This window comes from Embleya sp. NPDC020630 (assembly GCF_044334985.1).
GTDB lineage: Bacteria > Actinomycetota > Actinomycetes > Streptomycetales > Streptomycetaceae > Embleya.
Genome location: NZ_JBIRUB010000005.1, coordinates 114,979 through 133,098, shown reverse-complemented (window position 1 = coordinate 133,098; position 18,120 = coordinate 114,979). Strand labels below are relative to the sequence as shown.

The window sequence follows — 18,120 nt, the reverse complement described above, 5'->3', positions numbered from 1 at the left end:
GGGAGTTCGGCGCCGAACCGGGGCAAGTCATGCCCGAACGGGACAGGTTCGGCGCCGAATCGCCGTCGGCCGGGCGGCGATCCGGGGCCGGGCCGGCGTGCCTCGCGCGGCCCCGGCGCAACACGACCGACTGTCATGGAACTTGATCGATGTGGGCACAGGTCGACTAATGGCCGGGGGCGCGGCCAACCAGCGCTCTCGGACCACCCGACAGCCGACCCACGTCTCCACCCGACATGTGACTCTCCCAACCCGTCACGCCATCAAATCCACCCGGGCGACTTCCGGCGACCCTCGCCACGCCACCCCACCCGACCTCCGGATAAACGGAGCGCAACGATCCGGTATATCCCAACGAATGGTTGGCAAACGGGCATCACTTCCCGGGTGTAGAAATCAGGATATAGACCTGCGACAACCGACGCCCGACCCCAAATCGTTCGATATCGTGACCCGTGTTGCCATGCCGCACAATCCGCTTTGCTTCGCATAGTTAACTTACGCGTGTCAACATTCGGCACCGTATGCGGCTCGGCGTGCGTATTACCCACCGGCAACTGCGAGCACACGTGCGAATGCCGCTAGGCTCTGCCCGTCGTGCACGGAATAGGACGCGATCCGCGTCACCGAAAAGGCAAGACCGGAAAGTGCGAATCATCGGGAAAATGACGTACTTGACAAGCGGAATAATTGACTCCGCATCCCTGGCTCTCTCCCCCGCCCCCTCCTCCCTCCGGGCGCCGATCGGGTGGTGGACAAACTGAACATCACTCGCAAACTCGTCCTGCTCGTCGCCGTGCCGCTCACCGTGATGGTGGGGTCGGCGGGCCTCGCCGTGTCCACCACGACCGGCGAAGCCCTGGACGCGAATCGCCTGCGCTCGCTGACCAAGGTGTCCGCCGAGGCGGGCGAACTCGCGCACCGGCTGCAGAGCGAACGCGCCGCGGCCACCGCAGTGTTGTGGCCCGACCCCGGCGCGCTGGCTGCGTACCACCAGCGCACCGCCGCGACGGACGAGAGCGCCGCGCGCTACCGCAAGCTGCGCAAGGACCTCGGCTCGATCCCGGGCAACACGAAGGAACGGTTGCGCAAGCTGGACGCGGGCCTGACCGACCTGGTGGCGCTGCGCAAACAGGTCCAGGAGCCCAAGGGCACCTCGCTGACCGCCGTCGTCTTCCGCTACCGCATCCTGATCGCCGCCACGCTCGACTACCGCGACAGCGTGGCCCAGGCAGGCGGCGCCGGCCCCGACAACTCGGACCGGCTGCGCGCGGCGGCGGCACTGTCGCACGCCACCGAATGGCTCGGCCAGCAACAGAGCGCGGTGCTGCGCGCGTTGGCCGCCAAGACGCTGTCGCCGGCTCAACAGCAGGACATCCTGACCACCCGCACCGGCTACGACGAGAGCGAGTCGTCGTTCGAGTCGCTCGCCGACGCCGACTGGATCCCCTGGCTGGAACAGGCCCAGACCGGGCCCGAGATCCAGGCCGTGCACCTCCTCGAGGACGCCGTCTCGCGGATCCGCGTGGACAGCTCCGTCTTCATCTCGCAGGTCGAGTGGACCAAGGCGACCAACGACCGCATCGCCAAGATGAGCGATGTGGAGCGCAAGGTCGACGCCTCCGTGCTGTCCTCGGTCACCGACGAGCGCGACTCCCGCCGCTGGTGGGCGATCGGCCAGGGTGGCGCGGTGCTGCTCGCACTGATCGCCGCCGTGCTGCTCGTGCTGCGCCTCGGCCGGCCGATGACCCGTGAGCTGGTGCGTCTGCGCGACACCGCGCACGACGTGGCCTACACCGGTCTGCCGGAAGCGGTCGCCAAGCTCCAGCAGGGTCGCTCCCTCGACGGCGCGACCGCCGAGGAGATGGCCGAACGCGCCGGCACCCCGATCGAGGTGCGCGGCAAGGACGAGATCGCCGAGGTCAGCTCGGCGTTCAACACCATGTTCACCGCCGCGGTCAAGATCGCCGCCGAACAGGCGGTCCTGCGCGCCGGTATCGCGACCGTGCTGGTCGCCCTCGCCCGCCGCAACCAGCGTCTGACCGACGGTCTGGTCAAGGTCCTGGACGAGGCCGAGGCACACGAGCAGGACCCGGACCGGCTCAAGCGGCTGTACTCGCTGGACCACCTGGTCCAGCGAATGGGTCGCAACAACACCAGTCTGCTCGTGCTCGGCGGCGAAGGCACCGCGCGCGTGCGCGAGGACGCCCTGCTCCTGGACGTGGCGCGCGCGGCGGTCGGCCGGATCGAACGGTTCACCCGGGTCGACCCCGGCGCGGTGGACCCGCGCATCCTGATCGCCGGTCGGGCCCGCGACGACGTCGCGCACCTGCTCGCCGAACTCATGGACAACGCGACCAAGTTCAGCCGCCCGGAGACCTGGGTGGTACTCCAGGCGAACCGGCGCGGCGACGGCGCGGTGCTGACGGTGACCGACAGTGGCGTGGGCATCACCCCCGAGCGACTGGCCGCCTTCAACGAACGCCTTTCCTCGCCGGCCCAGTTGGACGTGCACGCGGTGCGCACGATGGGTCTGACCGTGGCCGGGCACCTGGCCTCCCGCTACGGCATCACCATCACCCTGGCGCCCGGACCCCAGGGCGGCACGGTCGCCGAGGTGGATCTGCCCGAGACGATCGTGGTCTTCCGCGATCGCCCCGGCCGGCACCGCGCGGGCGCGCCGAAGAACGAGGCGCCGGCGCTGCCGAAGCCGACTCCCACGCGCGCGATCGACAGCGGCGTACGTGCCGGCGGTCACCCCGACCCCGGTCCGTTCGAGCCCGTGCAGAACGTGTTCACGCCGGTCAAGCCGCAACCGGTCAGCGACGCGAGCGCTCCGGGACCGCAGGTACCCGCGCCCTCGGGCCTGCGCTTCACCGGTTCCCGGCCGCCCGCTCCGGCGGCACCCACCCCGCCGACGCTCGCCCCGCCGATACGCACGCCGGCGAACCCGGCGGCACCGGCGAACCCGGGCACACCGGTCGGCCCGGCGAACCCGGCACTCCCGGGGACCCCGGCGACGCCGGACCGCTCCGCCGGACGCGGGGCCGAATCCCTGCCCCCGCGTTTGACTCCGGAACCCTCCGAGTCCGGCCGCACCACCAACAAGGGCCTGCCGCTGCGCGTACGCCGGGACACCCCGACCGTGCACCCCGGCACGCCCCCCGCGCCCGCCGCGCCGCTGGTCGGCTCGGCCGGGGCACCCGCCCGGGCGAACCCCACGACGCCGGACCGCCGAGACGCCCGCCAGGTGTCCGCGGCGATGTCGGCCTTCGCCCAGGGCATCGGGCACAGCCGGGCCCGACGCGCCCCCTCGCCCCGTCCCGACGGCGGCGAACCGGATCCCAAGGAGAGATCGTGACCCACCCCACCGCAGCCGATCTCAGCTGGCTGCTCAACGATTTCGCCACCCGGGTGCCCGATGTGCTGCACGCCGTCGCGGTCTCCGCGGACGGCCTCGTGGTGGCCAACACCAGCACGCTGCCGCAGGACCGCGCCGACCAGCTCGGCGCGGTCGCGTCCGGCCTGGTCAGCCTTCTGGCCGGTGCCGCACGGCTGTTCGGCACCGACCCGGTGGCCAGCAACCTGACCGAGATGAACGGTGCGTTCATGTTCTCAATGCAGGTCAGCGACGGTGCGTCGCTGCTCGTGCTGGCCTCGCGCGAGTGCGACATCGGCCAGGTCTCGTTCGAGATGGCCGAGCTGATCAACCAGGTCGGCCCGGCCCTGACCCCCGCGGCACGCGAGCGCTTCCTGCACGTGCAGCGCGGCGCGCTGAGCTGACCGACCCGCCCCCGCGTCCCTCCCGACGCGACCCATCCCACCGATCGACCGCTGTACCCGTCCGAACCCTGGAGCACGTCATGACCCCGGCAAGTCCCATATCCCGTCGCTCGTTCCGCGTCTCCGCCGCGGGACTGCTCGCCGGCGCGCTCGCGTTCACCGCCGCGTGCAGCGGCAGCGCGGCCGACGACAAGAAGGGCGGCTCGTCCTCGGGCACGCTCAAGATCGGCCTGACGATCCCGCTCACCGGTGTGTACGCGGCGCTCGGACCGGACCTGCAGAACGGCTTCCAGACCTACCTGGACCAGCACGGCGGCAAGCTGGGCGGGCACAAGGTCGAGCTCGTGATCACCGACGAGGGCGACGGTCCGCAGACCTCGGTGCCCTCGGTGACCAAGCTGATCAAGCAGGACAAGGTCACCGCGGTGGTGGGCCTGTCCAACGCCGCCACGGTGGCGGCCAACGTGGACCTCGTCAACGACAACAAGGTGCCGATGATCGGCGCCGTCGGCCGCCCCGGCGAGATCAAGCGGCAGGACTACGTCTGGCACACCAGCTACCTCTCCGAGGAGCCGGGTGTGGCGGCGGCGCCGTACATCAAGGAGGCCGTGCAGGGTCCGGTCTACGCGATCGGCCCGGAGTACCAGGGTGGGTTCGACCAGCTGCGCGGCTTCACCGAGACGTTCGACAAGCTCGGCGGCAAGCTGGCCAACCCGGACGGCAAGACCAAGTGGACGCCGTTCCCGGCGACCACCAACTTCCAGCCGTACTTCAACGAGATCAAGAACTCGGGCGCCAAGGCGGTCTACACGTTCTACGCGGGCACCGCCGCGGTGAACTTCGTCAAGCAGTACAAGCAGTCCGACATCAAGGACATCCCGCTGTACGCGGCGGGCTTCCTCACCGAGGGCGCGGTGCTCGGCGCCGAGGGCGACGCGGCCAAGGGCGTGTTCACCTCGCTCAACTACACGCCCACGCTGGACATCCCGGCCAACCGCTCGTTCGTCGCGGCCTACCAGGCGAAGTACAACACGCTGCCGACGATGATGTCGGCCACGATGTACGACGCGGCCGCCGTGCTGGACAAGGCGATCGCCGCCGCCGGCGACAAGGTCACCCCGGAGGCGGTCAACGCCCAGATCGCCAACACCGGCAAGGTGGACAGCCCGCGCGGTCCCTGGGAGTTCAACACCAAGTCGCACGCCCCGGTGCAGAAGTGGTACCTGCGTGAGGTCAAGCAGGACGGCACCGCGCTGAGCAACGTGATGGTCCGCGAACTCGGCACCCTGGGCTGACGGCGGATCGGGAGCGAAAGGGAGCGTGCCGTGGGCTGGTTCGACGACAATTTCATCCCGGCCCTGGACGGAGTGGCCTACGGGTTGCTGCTGTTCGTCGTGGCCGCGGGCCTGACTCTGGCCTTCGGTTCGGGCGGGGTCCTCAACCTCGCGCACGGCACGCTCTACGCGTTCGCCGCCTACACCGCCACCGAGGTCGCCGACGGCTCGTGGCTGGGCCTGGTACTGGCGGTGCTGGCGGGGATCGCGGCGGGCGCGGCCGGCGGCGGGGTGCTCGCGGTGATGACCGCGCCGATCGCCGGCAGAGGACACATGGCGCAGGCCATGTTGACCTTCGGCGTCGCCCTGGTCGGCGGCGACCTGCTGATGACCGTGTTCGGCAAGGAAGACCCGCAGGTCTCGGTGCCGAGCGCGCTGGAGAAGCCGGTATCGATCCTGGGCCACAACTACCCGGGCTACCGGCTGGCGTTCATCGTGGTCGCCGTCGCGCTCGGCGCGGGCGGCTGGTACGTGCTGGCCCGCACCCGGATCGGCGCGGCCGTGCGCGCGTCCGTGGACGACCCCGAGATGCTCGCGGCCGGCGGCATCTCGCCCGCCCGGGTGCGCTCGGGCGTACTGATCGCGGCCGGCGCGCTGGCCGGTCTCGCGGGCGGTCTGGGCGCGCCGATCATCGGCCCGTCCACGTCGGTGGCCAACACCGTGCTGTTGCAGTCCCTGCTGGTCGTGGTGATCGGCGGCCTCGGCTCGGTCGGCGGCGCGCTGCTCGCCGCGATCCTGGTCGGCGAGGTGCAGACCCTCGGGGTCACACTGATGCCCGACTTCGCGCCGTATCTGATGTACGCCACGATGGCCGTGATGCTGATCGCGCGTACCGCGCGCTTCGGCCCGACGGGGAGCCGAGTATGACCACCCTTGCAACGGCCGTCCTGCGCGCGCGGACCGCGCTGCACTCGCCGCGCGGGATCCTGGCCGGTCGCATCCTGGCCGCGGCGGCGATCGTGTGGCTGGTCGCGGCGCCGTACATGGTCGACCTGTTCACTATCATCCTGTTGTCCCAGGCACTGTCCCTGGGCCTGCTCGCGGTCAGCGTGGCGGTGCTCGGCGGCGGCGCCGGGCTGCCCTCGCTCGGCCAGGTCGCGCCGTACGCGGTCGGCGGATACACGGCGGCGATCCTGGCCGACCACGGCATGCGGATCGGCGTCGTCCACACCCTGGTGGCGGCCGCGGCGGGCGCCCTGTTCAACGCGCTCACCGCACCGATCGTGGTCCGCACACGCGGCGTCACAGTCCTGATGATCACGCTGGCCGTCGGCGAACTGGTGCGCACCGCCGCGGAGAAGTGGAAGTCGGTCACCGGCGGTACCGACGGCAAGTCCGGCATCCCGCCGATCGAGCCGTTCTGGGGCATGGGCGACCTCGTCGACGACGTGGACACCTACTGGTACGTACTGCTCACCACCCTCGTGGTGATCGCCCTCACCGCGCTCGTGCTGCGCTCGCCGGCCGGGCTGCTGCTCGACGGTGCGCGCGAGAACGAGACCCGGATGCGCGCGACGGGCCACCCGGTGACCGGCTATCTCACCGTCACCTACATCGGGGTCGGCGCCATCGCGGGTGTCGCGGGCGCCCTGTTGATCTCGATCCAGCGCTACATCTCCCCCTCGCACATCGGCTTCGACACGTCCTCGCTGGTGCTGCTCGCGGTGGTCATCGGCGGCGGCGCGTCGCTGGTGGGCGCGATGATCGGCGCGGCGCTGATCGTGTTCACCCGGGACTGGCTGTCCGGTCCGTGGCCGGGACACGGGCCGCTGCTGCTCGGCCTGCTGTTCCTGATCGCGGTGTACACGCTGCCGGGCGGGCTGGCCGGAGTGGTCGCGGGCGGGCCGCGCGCGGCCTGGCGAAGTCTGGCCAAGGCGATCCGGCCGGAGGGGAAGCCCGCGGAGGCGGACGAGCCGGCGGGGAGCCGGCCGGGCGCCGGCGAACCGGACGCGGGCAAGCCGGACCTCGCCAAGAAGGCGGCGGACGCGAGCGCCGAAGCCGCCCCCGGCCCCGACGCGTTGCTCACCATCACCGGTCTGACCCGGCGCTACGGCGCGCTGGCCGCGGTGGACGGTCTCGACCTGACCGTGCGTCGCGGCGCCCGGCACGCGCTGCTCGGTCCCAACGGCGCGGGCAAGTCGACCGTGCTGGCGATGATCGCGGGCGCGAACCCGGTCACCTCGGGCAGCATCGTCTTCGACGGTCGCGACATCACCGACCTGGCCCCGGCCCGGCGCTCCCGCCTGGGCATCGCCCGCGCGTTCCAACAGCCCGCGGTGGTGCCCTCGTTGTCGGTCCTGGACAACGTGACGCTGGCCGCCTGGCGGCACGCCCGACGCGGCGGCATCGCGTGGCGCCCGGCCCGCTACCGCGCCCTCGCGGGCGAGGCGGCGAGCCATCTGGAGACGGTCGGCCTGACCGCGCGCGCCGACGAGATCGCCGGCGAACTCTCGCACGGCTCCCGCCGGTTGCTGGACATCGCGATGGCGCTCGCGGGGCATCCGAAGCTGCTGCTCCTGGACGAGCCGGCCGCGGGTCTGACCGACACCGACATCGAGTTGCTGGCCGACGTGCTCAAGGCACTGCCCGCCGAGGTGACCATGGTCCTGGTCGAGCACAACTTCGCGCTGGTGCGTGAAGTCACCGACACCGTCACGGTGTTGGCCTCTGGGCAACTGCTCGCCACCGGCACGCCGGACGAGATCGCCGAGGACCGGGCGGTGCGCGACACCTATCTGGGCGCGTCCGAGCCCGAGCACCAGGAAGTGGGCTGACATCGTGCTGGAGATCGGCGAACTGACGGCGGGTTACCAGGGCGGCTCGGTGCTGCACGGGGTCGACCTGAGCGTGCCCGAGGGCACCGTGCACGCGCTCCTGGGCGCCAACGGGGCGGGCAAGTCCACCCTGATCCATACCGTCGCGGGCCTGCTCAAGCCCTCCGGCGGAAAGGTCGAACTGGCCGGCGTCGACCTCACCGGGCGCCCGGCACACCGGGTCTCGCACGCGGGCATCGGCCTGGTGCCGCAGGGCCGGCGGGTGTTCGCGAGCCTGACCGTGGCCGAGCATCTGCGCCTCGCCCACCGCAAGCACGCCGCGTGGACGCCCGCGCGGGTGTTGGAACTGCTGCCGCGACTGGGCGAGCGGGCCGGCAACCGCGGCTCGCAACTCTCCGGCGGGGAACAGCAGATGCTGGCCATCGCCCGGGCACTGCTCGGTGGTCCGCGGCTGATCCTGCTCGACGAGCCGACGGAGGGCCTGTCCCCCGTGATCGCCGAGCAGATCCGGCAACTGATCACCACCCTCGCCGGCGAGGGCCTGACGATCCTGATCGCGGCGCCGCAACTGGGCTTCGTACAGGGCATCGCGGACCGGCTGACCGTGCTGTCCACGGGCCGGGTCACCGCCCGGATGACCGCCGCCGAGGCGGCGGCCGACCCGGAGCCGATCCTCGCCGCGCTGGCCCCGGGTGTGGCCCACGTGGGCTGAACCACATCGCGCCGGTCGGGATCACCCCGACCGGCGCCCAGCCCCCTGTCTCACAGGTCCACGCGTCGGATCTCCAGCGTGGTCCAGGCACCCACGTGCACCCGGTCGCCGTCCTTCAGGTGCACCGGGTCGCGACGGACCCGGTCGTAACCGGAGTTGATGGTGGTGCCGTTGGCCGCGCCGAGGTCCATCACCTCCCACGTCCCGTCTCCGCAGCGCAGAAGCATCGCATGCCGACGCGATACGCCCGGGTCGTTGATCGCAATCTCGGGCGGAGCGGAAGTGGTACCGGCGACGCGCCGGCCGATCCGCATCGACTCGCCGGTCAACTCCAGCGTCCACGGCTCCTGTTCGTGCGGGAAGTGCATGTTGTGCGCGTCCGGGCCGTCCCATTCGAGCACCCGCAGGAAGTAGTCGTGATCGGGCACGACCCGCACGGTCCACAGGGTGCGGGTGGCTATCGATGGCCGCTCGCCCGGCTCGTCGTCCGGCTCCGTGGGCGCCACGTTCACGATGGGCTCGTCGACGATCACCGTCGAGGGGTTCTCGTGCCCGCAGCCCTCACAGAACTGGTCGTCGGGCGTGTACTCGGTGGCACAGATCCGACAGATCAGCGTTCCCGGGGGCGGCTGTTCGGCGCGCCAGTCACCGCCGCCGGGCCGCTGCGGATCCTCCGCGACGGTCATGGTGCGCCCGCACTCGTCGCAGTAGTCCGCGGCGGTGGACTGATGGCCGACCGGACAGATGTGCATGAGCGGACCTCCTTCCTGTTCCCCTACCCGACCCGACATTGCCGAGCGGCGACGCTCAGTCCCTGGTGGGCGGTCCGACGCGGGCGGTCTTGTGCGACTCGACGTCGATGATCATCATGCCCTCCTCGTCGTTGCGCAGCCGGCTGGTGCCGTCGGCCTCGACCTCGACGACCCGGCGGAGCAGCTTCGCGGTGTGCTCGTCGCCCGCCTCGTCGGCCAGTTCGAGCGCCTGGACCAGGCGTGCGGTCGCGGTGGTCTCGTCCCCCTTCCCGCGCGCCTCCAAGCCTTCCTGGACGGCCTTGGCCAGTTTCTCCCGGCCGGTGACCTTGGCGACCTCGGAGTTGATCCGGGTGGACAGTTCCTCGTCGTCGGTCCACTGCGCGAAGACGCCGGCCTTGGCCAGTTCCAGGCCGCCCGAGCCGTCCGGCAGGACCACCGAGACCTGGCACGGTCGGCGCTTGCCGCCCGGGTTGACCTCGTCCGGCTCGACCTCGAGGCAGATGTGGTAGTGCTTGCTCTCGCCGCCCCACGATCCGGTCGGGTAGTCACCGGCGTTCGGTCCGACGTCGGTACGCCGGTCGGTCAGGTCGTCGATCACCGGGTAGGTCTGCTTGACGTACTTCACCCGCGCGTTGTTGATCGTCCGCACGCGCAGGGCCACGTCCGCCACGGCCTTGCCCATCGCGTTCTCCATCATCCGGGTGAAGTCCGCGACCAGGTCGGCCGGTTCGCTCACCAGGCCGATGTCGCCGAGCAGCGCGTTGGAGATCTTGCGCACCTCGTCCACCCGCCAGTCCAGGCCGATGCCGCGGCAGTCGCAGACGAACACGCCCTCGCAGTAGGCGATCGCCTCGGCCAGGTCCTGCTCGCGCTCGCTCTCGTTCTTGCCGTCGGTGAGCAGGATCGCGTGCCGGATCGCGTCACGGTGCGGTTCGAGCAGCCGACGGGCCATCAGCAACCACTGGCCCATGGCGGTGCCGCCGCGCGCGCGGAGCTTGTCCACCTCGCGCTTGGCCTCCTTGCGGCTGCGGTCGTCGGCCGGTACCAGCACCTCGTCGAACGGGTAGACCATCGACGCCATGCCGGTCCCGGAGACCACCGCGAACAGCGTGCCGTCGCGCAGCGTGTCGATCGCCGCCTTGGTGGCCTGCTTGGCCGCCTTGAGCTTGCTGGAGGGGAAGTCCATCGAGCCCGAGGTGTCCACCATGATCACCTCGGCGCCGCGCCTGGCCGAGGCCAGACCCGTCGGCAGTCCGGAAGCCTTGATGTGCGCCACGGCGTGGACCTCGTGTCCACCCATCGGCAGGTAGGCGTTCTGGTTGATCTCGATGGTGAATTCGGGGGCGCCTGACATGAATCCGACTCCTTCGCGTCTCGGGTCAGTCGTGGAGGGGGCCGCGCGCGGCGTCCCCGGGCGGGAGGTACGGGATGAGGGCGACGGTGATGTTGTCCGCGCCGCCCTGGTCCAGGGCGAACCCGGTGAGCAACCGGGCCGCGGCCAACGGCTGTTCCAGCGCGTCCGGGAGAACCATCGCGGCCAGCGTCGGCGCCACCGAGAGGTAGTTCCACAACCCGTCGCTGCACAGCAGCAGCACACCGGGCCCGGAAGGGCGCACGCTGGTCACCCGGGGCCGCACCTCGCCGGCGTCGGCGCCGAGCCAGGACACGATCGCGTGCGCGCGCCGATCCGCGTACGCCTCGGCCTCGGTCATCGCGCCGAGCGCGATCATCCGGGTCGCCCACGAGTCGTCCTCGGTCAGCAGCGCGGAGGGGGTACGCCGGCCCTGCTCGTCGTCGGCCCCGTCCGACTCGCCGCCCACCCCGCGGGGCAGCGTGCTCGCGCCGGGCAGCGTGTCGTCGCCGTCCGCCGGGTCGTCGGCCCCGCTGCCCGGGTCGGCCAGCCAGTAGGCGCGGCTGTCGCCCACCCAGCCCACGGTGATCTCGCCGGGTGCCATGATCGCCGAGACCAGGGTGCACGCGGGCGCGTTGCCCTGGTCCTCGGTGCCGGGCATCCGGGCCACCGCGCTCGCGGCGGCGGCCACCCCGGCGCTGGTGGCCTTGGCCGGCGCGCATCCTTCGATCAGGGTGGCCGCCATCGTCGCGCACGCGGTCGCGGCCGCGGTCGCCGACGCCTCGTCGGGCCGCGGCGAGGAGGACACCCCGTCGCAGACCACCGCCACCACCCGCTTGCTGCCGTCCGGCATCTCGAACGCCCGCAGCGCCGCGGAGTCCTCGTTGCGCCGGTGGCGCAGGCCCCGGTTGCTCACCATCGCGACCAGGCCGCTCAGGTCGCTCTCCACGTGGTCGCGCGGGTTGAACGGCCGCCCGCACGCCTCGCACCAGCCGTCCGAGCCGATGGTGGCGGTGCCACAGGCGGAGCAAACCGGTCCGTGTCCGCTGGGCGTGGGTACCCGCCGCGGCGGCGGACGTTCGGCCACCGGGGTCGGGGGGATGTCCAGGTCGTAGCCGCACGACTCGCAGTAGCGGTCGTCGGCGTCGCCGGGCAGACCGCAGGACGGACACCCGTCGGGGACGGCCGTCGCGGGCGGCTCGGGCGGCGGGGCGGCCTCGCCCCCGTTCGGGGCGCCCCCGAGCCCGGTCGCGTCCAGTCGTCCATATCCAGCCACTTTGATCACACCCACGTCCACGGTCGCACTTCGTTCGCCCGGTCGACGAGCGCGATGCGCTCCGCATGCGTCGTCACATGCCGGGCCAGATCGCGGTAACACTTTTCCAGGGCGAACCGCAGAGGCTTTTCCTTCAACTCGCTGCCGAGCACCCTCGCGGTTCCATCCGCGCCCCCGACGCCCGAATTTCCCCCGTTCGCACCCGCCTTCACCCACTCCAGGGCCGTCTCCAACAACTCCACGGCGAGCCGGTCGTGCGCCTCGCCCTCCAGCCGCAGCGCACCGAGCCGATCGGACGCGGTGGTCAGGTCCGGCCCCAGCGGCTCGGCCGCGGCCCGACCGCTGATCCGGGTGCGCAACGCCGCGGTCTGCGCGGCGACGTGGTTGGCCGAGGTGTCCGGCACGCTCTCCAGGATGCGTACCGCGCCCGCCCGGTCGCCGGTCGCGAGCAGGCAGCGGGCCAGACCGAAGGCGGCCGAGACGTACGCGTGGTCGGTCGACCAGACGCCGCGATACTCGGCGGCGGCCTCCTGGTGACGGCCCATCAGCTCACGGCAGGCGCCCAGCGCGATCCGCGGCGCGGGCTCGCCGGGCAGCGCGCCCCGCACGCCGTCGAAGAACTCGTGGGCGCGCGGGAGATCGTGCTGGGACAGCGCGGCCAGCCCCTCGAACCAGGGCAGTCGCCAGTCGTCGGCGTCGATGTCGGCCAAAAACGCCCGAGCCCGCACCACGTCGCCCTGTTCGATGCACATCCGGACCAGGCGCAGCGTGCCCTCGGCCGAGGAGATGCCCGCGGCGGTGAGCGCGGAGAGCAGTTCGTCGGGGTCGGTGGTGGCGACCGTGGCCAGCAGGTTGGCGGCCGGGTCGAGGGGGTCGACCCGGGGCACCGGCAACGCGCCCGCGATCACCGCGGGATCGGGCGCGGGCGCGAGCAGGCCCGGTTCGGTATTGCGCGCGGCCACCTCGGCGTGCACCACCCGCGTCTCCGGCCCGAACAGGCCGGACACGCCCGGGCGCGGCTCGCCGGAGCGGATCGCGACCACCTCGCGCAGCACCGCGACGCACTGCTCGGCCATGTCCGCCGCGGAGGCGAAGCGCTGCTCCGGGTCGGGGTGTGTGGCCCGCAGCAACAGGCGGTGGTAGGACTCGAATTCGGTGAACAGCGGCACGTCGGCGGCGGGCGGCAGGGAGGCCTTGTACTTGCGGGTGTAGCCGGCGAAGTAGAAGCTGAGCACCGCCATCGTGCGACCGATGGTGAACAGGTCGGACTCCACCGACGGTTCGGCCCGCACGGTCTCGATCTCGGGTGCCTGGTAGCCGACCGTGCCGTAGGTGAACTTGCCCGGCCGGGCCAGGTCGGTGACCGCGCCGAGGTCGATCAGCTTGAGCTGGTCCTCGGTCTGGATCACGTTGTCCGGCTTGAAGTCGCAGTAGACCAGGTTCTGTTGGTGCAGGTAGCCGAACGCGGGGAGGATGTCGATCGCGTAGGCGAGGACCTGCTCGACCGGCAGCACGGCCTTCGGGTCGACCTCGCGCATCTGCTTGAGCCGGTCCATCAGCGACAGGCCGCCGACGTACTCCATCACCAGGTAGGTCTCGTCCTGGCCGGTGAGCGGGTCGGGGTGCTGCACGACGGTCTGGATGTGCACGATGTTGGCGTGCTGGATCTGGGTGAGGATGCGCTGTTCGGCCAGGGCCGCGGCACGCGAGTCGGGGTCGTCGCTGCCCAGCAGGCCCTTGAGTACGACCCACATGTTGTGCGCGGCGGTGTCCTGGGCGAGGTAGACCCAGCCGAAGCCGCCGCGGGCGAGGCAGCCGATGATCCGGTACTGGCCGACCATGTCGTCGCGCTGGAGCTTGGGCGCGAAGGAGAACGGCGTGCGGTCGCGCGGGCAGAAGCCGTTGGCCACCCCGGGTCGGCCGCCGCGCCCGCGCCCGACGGGCTGTTCGCACTTGCGGCAGAAGCGCTTCTCCTCCGGGATGACCGGATTGCGGGCCAGCGCGCTCTCGGGGTTGCGGCGCGGCACGTTCGGCATCTCGACCAGACCGCCGCCCAACCGCCGACTGGTCCCGGTGCTGCCGCGTCGCGAACTGCGCCCGGAGGCGCTGCGCGAGGAGGACGAACCGGCGGTGCCGGCCGTGCCGGACGTACCGGAGGTGCCCGCCGTCCCGGAGACCCCGGACCGCCCGGTCCTCGGGTCGGGTACCGGCGCGCCGGTCGGCAGCGGCTCGTTGCCGCAGGTGTCGCAGAAGCCGTCGTCGATCTCGCCCGGGCAAGGCGGGCGATTGCACTTGATCATCTCTGGTCCCCCTTGTCGTCCGGACGATCCTTGCGTTGCGCGGCGATGACCGCCTCCTGATAGCGGGTCACCACCCGTACCGCCACGTCGAGTTCACACGGCGCCCGCCACAACAGCTCCTTGGCGTGGTCGTACAGCGACTCGAGCACGGCCTCCTCGCCGTGCCCGCCGCGCGCGGCCATCGCCCGGTAGGACTGCACGAGGCCGCGCAGTTCGTCCCGCCGGGCCAGTGGCGCGTCGATGTGCCCGCGGGTGGCGGCCAGTCGGTCCCGGGCACCCTGCGCGTCGTTCTCCAGGGCGCTCAACTCGCGCGAGACGCGCACCCAGTCGCCCTGGGTGCCGAACCCGAAGACGCCGGTCAATCGTTCCCGCAGGGTGGCGGCGCGCAGCGGCACCTCCGGTACCCGCTTGTCGCTGATCCGGGTCAGCACATGCGCCCGCCGCCGGATCGTGTCGCCCTCCTGGTAGTCCAACTCCTCCAGCACGCCCCCGAGTCGCCGGACCCGCTCCTCGAAGCGGGCCCGGACGATGGTCAGGTGCCGCACTTCGTCGGCGATTCGGCGCAGTTCCGCGTCCAGGGCGTCGACGTCCACGCCGCCGATGCGCCGGTCGTCGCCGGTGGTCAGCGCCAGCGGGTCGCTCGCCACCAGGCTACGGGCCGTCTCCAGGCGGCGGCGGACCCCGTCCAGCGCGGCGGTCTGCTCCGGCATCGTGTCGGGACCGCCGAGTTCGGCGATCCCGGCCTCGGCGGCGGCGATGCCCGCGTCGACCCGATCCAGGGTGGGCACCAGGCGGGTCCAGACCGCGTCCGCGGCCTCCACGACCGCGGTCGCCTCGCTCCAGGCCGGCGCCATGTCGGCGACCAGTTCGCCCAGGCTCATCCGGTGTACGTGCATGGCCGGGTCGAGCAGGCCGCGCTGCCCGATCGGCACGTCGCGCGCGGCGAGTTCGGCGGATTGTCCGAGCAGCAGGAAGGACAGTTCCTCCAGCTCGGGCCGTTGCGGCCTGCCGCGCCGTCCGCGCAACGTCCGGGCCCGGTCCAGGACCGCGCCGTACGCCTCGCGGTGTCCCCACAGCAGCGCGATCGCCCGGCGGCCGACCTCCCAGCGCTCGGCGGTGCGGCCGGTCAGCGTGCCGCCTTCGAGCAGTTGCCGACCCGGGTGGCTCTCCAGCTCCATCAGGCCGGCGGTGATGCCGTCGTACTCGCCTTCGTGACGCACGATCAACTCGTCGATCTCGTCGCGACCGAGCACGCGGGGGGCTCGGTTCACGGTGCGTCCCGATATTCGGCCTCGGGCGGCGCGGGCGTGTCGGCCCCGAGCGAGGTGCCCAGATACTCCCGGTACAGCTCGCCCCAGCGTCCGTTGCGGCGCAGTTGTTCGAGCACCGCGTTGACGAACCGGACGAAGTCGCCGCGGTTCTTGGCGATCGCCATGCCGTACGGCTCGAAGGTGAGCTTGTCGCCGACCACGACGGTGAAGACGTGGTCCTGTGCCTGGAGTCCGGCCAGGATCGTGTCGTCGGTGGTGACCGCGTCGGCCCGGCCCTGCTGGAGCAGGACCAGGCAGCCCGCCCAGGTGTCGCCCTCGATCACGTTCACCTGCGGGGCCTGTCGGCGCAGCATGCCGATCGAGGTGGAGCCGGGCACCGAGCACACCCGCATGCCGCGCGGCAGGGCGGCCAGTCCGCCCGAGTAGTCGGCGCGGTCGGCGGTGCCGTCGCGTTGCACCAGCAGTCGCTGGCCGGCGCGGAAGTAGACGGAGGAGAACTCGACGCTCTGCCGACGCTCGCAGTTGATCGTCATGGTCTCCGCGACGATGTCCACGTCGCCGCGCGCGATCGCCACCGTGCGGTCCTCGTTGCGCACCACCCGGAACTGGATGCGGTTGGGGCCGGCGTCGCCGAAGATCGCCTTGGCCACCTCGCGGAGCAGGTCGATGTCGAAGCCCCGCAGCGTGTTGCTCCTGGGGTCGACGAAGCCGAACGGGAAGCTGCTCTGGTCGATGCCGGCGATCAGGAAGCCGCGTTTGCGTAGGGTGTCCATGGTGCTGCCGGCGGGCAGCGCGGTGGGGGCGGGCAGCGAGCCGGTGGGGCGCAGGCTGGCCAGCACGTTCGGGCAGGAGGTGTCCGGCCCCGGTGGGGCCTCGGCGGGTGCGCGCGGCGCGCCGGCGGGGGGCGCGGCCGGGCGGGCGTGGTCGCGCTCGGCCGACCCGGCGCCGCACCCGGCGACGGTCAGCGCGAGGGCGCACACCAGTGCGGGCAGGGCGATGCGGGTGCTCATGGCCGGTTGTACCTCCCGACCTCGCGACGGACGCCGTCCACGGTCGCGGCGGCGGCGATCAGGGCCAGGACGCCCATGCCGACGCCGAGGCCGCCGAGCGCGTCGCGGCCCTGGCGGACCGAGCGGGCGAAGTCGCCCTGGTCCTCGGTGACCGCGGCGGCCAGCGCCTCGTCGATCCGGGTGAAGGCCGTGCGCGACGCGCCGTCGGCCTTGGTCACCTTGGCGACGGCCTGTTCGAACTGGCCGTTGCCGTAGAGCGTGATGACGTCGTCGTGGGCCTTCTTCCAGTCGGCGGCGGCGGCCCGCGCGGCCTTGACCTTGGCGAGGGTGGTGGCGTCGGAGCGGGCGACCCGCTCGGCGGTGGCCAGCATTCCGGTCACCGCGGGTCGGCCGTCGCGCGCGTCGACGCCGACGAGCCTGCCCCACACCTCGTTGAAGTCGGCCTCGTACTGGCCGTTGTCGCTGCCGCGCATGACCAGGGTCAGGCTCTCGTCGCCGTGTGCCTGCAGGGTCAGGAAGCGGGCCTGGGCCAGCGTCTCGACCGGTCCCCAGCCGTCGCTGCGGCTGCGGTCGAGGTGGTCGCGCGAGTCGCCGGACGCCGCCCACAACCAGCCGATCGACACCAGTGTGGCCAGGCCCGCGATCAGCAGGCCGATGTTGATCCGGCGGTGGGTGCGCCGGGCGAAGAACCACAGCGCGCCGGCGCAGGCCGCGAGGGAGACCAGAAGCAGGGACAGCGGTGTCCACGGGGTCGAGGTCGCGTCGTGGTGGTCGCCCGCGAGGCGCTTTTCGGCGATGTCGTGCAGGGCGGTGGCGGCGGGCAGGATCTTGGCCCGCATCACGTTCTTGGAGGCCGAGCGCAGGTAGGCGGCGCCGACGGTGTTGCCCTGCCGGGTCTCCGCCCGGGCCCGCTCGACCAGGCGCGCGTATTCGGGCAACTGCACGCCGATGACCGCGAGTTTGTCGGCCACCTCGCCGGAGGCGCCCGCGGCGGTGGCCTCGATCAGCTTGCGCGACGCGGTCTCGATCGCCTGCTGGTAGCGCTCGCGCACGTCCGCCGATTCGACGCCGCCTTCGAGCAGTCCGGCCGCCGCGGTCGCGTCGGCGTCGGCGAGGGCCCGGTATATGTCCTGGGTCTTGACCCCGAGCGGTTCGCTGCCGGTGGCCACCGCCTTGGCCGCCTCGGCGCGCCGGCCCACCTCGAGGACCGCGAACAGTCCGGCGAGCAGGCTGATCAGGACCAGGGCCACGCCCGTGACGAGCATCAGCCCCGGGGTGGTGTTGCCGACCCGAATCAGCCGGCCCACGGATATCCGGCGGGGTCGGAACGCACGGGGGGAACGGCCCGCCGCCCGTGCGGGCGTCCCCGGACCCGGTGCTTGCGAAATCGGAACGGCTGCCGCCAACGCCTTGCCTCCCCCACTGTCGCGTGTGCCCCCTGCCGGTCGACCCGACACACCCTGCCGTCTTCGTCGAACGCCGAACATCGACCGCCGAGGTGCCCGGTGAACGCCGTCACCCAGAAGTTATCGCGAGCGTGTCACGGCTCCCGATGGT

The 18,120-nt window shown here is 72.0% G+C and carries 13 protein-coding genes; 6 read left to right on the top strand and 7 right to left on the bottom strand.

Annotated elements, in window-relative coordinates; genetic code table 11:
- Positions 1 to 751: 751 nt before the first annotated feature.
- From ACH4XV_RS19400 to ACH4XV_RS19375, 6 genes are all read left to right on the top strand, one after another.
- The gene (locus ACH4XV_RS19400; protein WP_395791314.1) at positions 752 to 3,361 is read left to right on the top strand and encodes a nitrate- and nitrite sensing domain-containing protein; all 2,610 of its coding nucleotides are present in this window, start codon (positions 752 to 754) and stop codon (positions 3,359 to 3,361) included.
- Positions 3,358 to 3,783: a roadblock/LC7 domain-containing protein gene (locus ACH4XV_RS19395; RefSeq protein ID WP_078974825.1), complete on the top strand. Its 426-nt coding sequence runs from the start codon at positions 3,358 to 3,360 to the stop codon at positions 3,781 to 3,783. Before ACH4XV_RS19400 ends, ACH4XV_RS19395 begins: the two co-directional genes overlap by 4 nt.
- An 80-nt stretch (positions 3,784 to 3,863) precedes the next feature.
- Positions 3,864 to 5,078 carry an ABC transporter substrate-binding protein gene (locus tag ACH4XV_RS19390; protein ID WP_395791312.1) on the top strand — a complete coding sequence of 405 codons (1,215 nt, stop codon included), beginning with the start codon at positions 3,864 to 3,866 and terminating at the stop codon, positions 5,076 to 5,078.
- A 30-nt stretch (positions 5,079 to 5,108) separates the two neighbouring features.
- Positions 5,109 to 5,984, top strand: coding sequence for a branched-chain amino acid ABC transporter permease (locus ACH4XV_RS19385; RefSeq protein ID WP_379996480.1), 876 nt, complete (start codon positions 5,109 to 5,111; stop codon positions 5,982 to 5,984).
- Positions 5,981 to 7,891, top strand: a complete 1,911-nt coding sequence (locus ACH4XV_RS19380; RefSeq protein ID WP_395791310.1) for an ATP-binding cassette domain-containing protein — start codon at positions 5,981 to 5,983, stop codon at positions 7,889 to 7,891. The genes ACH4XV_RS19385 and ACH4XV_RS19380 overlap by 4 nt, the downstream gene beginning before the upstream one ends.
- 4 nt (positions 7,892 to 7,895) lie before the next feature.
- Entirely contained in the window at positions 7,896 to 8,603 is a 708-nt protein-coding gene (locus tag ACH4XV_RS19375; RefSeq protein ID WP_395791308.1) for an ABC transporter ATP-binding protein, read from the top strand.
- Positions 8,604 to 8,653: 50 nt separating this feature from the next.
- On the opposite strand, the gene ACH4XV_RS19370 is transcribed toward ACH4XV_RS19375, so the two are convergent.
- From ACH4XV_RS19370 to ACH4XV_RS19340, 7 genes are read right to left on the bottom strand one after another with little or no spacing between them, the layout of a single operon-like run.
- Positions 8,654 to 9,355, bottom strand: coding sequence for an FHA domain-containing protein (locus tag ACH4XV_RS19370; protein WP_395791306.1), 702 nt, complete (start codon positions 9,353 to 9,355; stop codon positions 8,654 to 8,656).
- Positions 9,356 to 9,410: 55 nt separating this feature from the next.
- Positions 9,411 to 10,709, bottom strand: a complete 1,299-nt coding sequence (locus tag ACH4XV_RS19365) for a VWA domain-containing protein (protein ID WP_395791304.1) — start codon at positions 10,707 to 10,709, stop codon at positions 9,411 to 9,413.
- Positions 10,710 to 10,734: 25 nt separating this feature from the next.
- On the bottom strand, positions 10,735 to 11,991 hold the full coding sequence (locus ACH4XV_RS19360; protein WP_395791302.1) for a protein phosphatase 2C domain-containing protein: 1,257 nt from the start codon (positions 11,989 to 11,991) through the stop codon (positions 10,735 to 10,737).
- A complete protein-coding gene (locus ACH4XV_RS19355; protein WP_395791300.1) occupies positions 11,988 to 14,282 on the bottom strand; it encodes a tetratricopeptide repeat protein in 2,295 nt (764 codons plus the stop codon). Before ACH4XV_RS19355 ends, ACH4XV_RS19360 begins: the two co-directional genes overlap by 4 nt.
- A complete protein-coding gene (locus tag ACH4XV_RS19350; RefSeq protein ID WP_395791298.1) occupies positions 14,279 to 15,553 on the bottom strand; it encodes a hypothetical protein in 1,275 nt (424 codons plus the stop codon). The genes ACH4XV_RS19355 and ACH4XV_RS19350 overlap by 4 nt, the downstream gene beginning before the upstream one ends.
- Positions 15,550 to 16,563 (bottom strand): glutamate ABC transporter substrate-binding protein, encoded by a 1,014-nt coding sequence (locus ACH4XV_RS19345; RefSeq protein WP_395791296.1) that lies wholly within the window; start codon positions 16,561 to 16,563, stop codon positions 15,550 to 15,552. Before ACH4XV_RS19345 ends, ACH4XV_RS19350 begins: the two co-directional genes overlap by 4 nt.
- Positions 16,560 to 17,870 carry a hypothetical protein gene (locus ACH4XV_RS19340; protein WP_395791294.1) on the bottom strand — a complete coding sequence of 437 codons (1,311 nt, stop codon included), beginning with the start codon at positions 17,868 to 17,870 and terminating at the stop codon, positions 16,560 to 16,562. The genes ACH4XV_RS19345 and ACH4XV_RS19340 overlap by 4 nt, the downstream gene beginning before the upstream one ends.
- Positions 17,871 to 18,120 lie beyond the last annotated feature (250 nt).

Excerpts from the sequence above, each read along its gene's own strand:
- ACH4XV_RS19380 (WP_395791310.1), top strand. The coding sequence starts at position 5,981 with ATGACCACCCTTGCAACGGCCGTCCTGCGCGCGCGGACCGCGCTGCAC.
- ACH4XV_RS19365 (WP_395791304.1), bottom strand. The coding sequence starts at position 10,709 with ATGTCAGGCGCCCCCGAATTCACCATCGAGATCAACCAGAACGCCTAC.
- ACH4XV_RS19345 (WP_395791296.1), bottom strand. The coding sequence starts at position 16,563 with ATGAGCACCCGCATCGCCCTGCCCGCACTGGTGTGCGCCCTCGCGCTG.
- ACH4XV_RS19390 (WP_395791312.1), top strand. The coding sequence starts at position 3,864 with ATGACCCCGGCAAGTCCCATATCCCGTCGCTCGTTCCGCGTCTCCGCC.
- ACH4XV_RS19355 (WP_395791300.1), bottom strand. The coding sequence starts at position 14,282 with ATGATCAAGTGCAATCGCCCGCCTTGCCCGGGCGAGATCGACGACGGC.
- ACH4XV_RS19370 (WP_395791306.1), bottom strand. The coding sequence starts at position 9,355 with ATGCACATCTGTCCGGTCGGCCATCAGTCCACCGCCGCGGACTACTGC.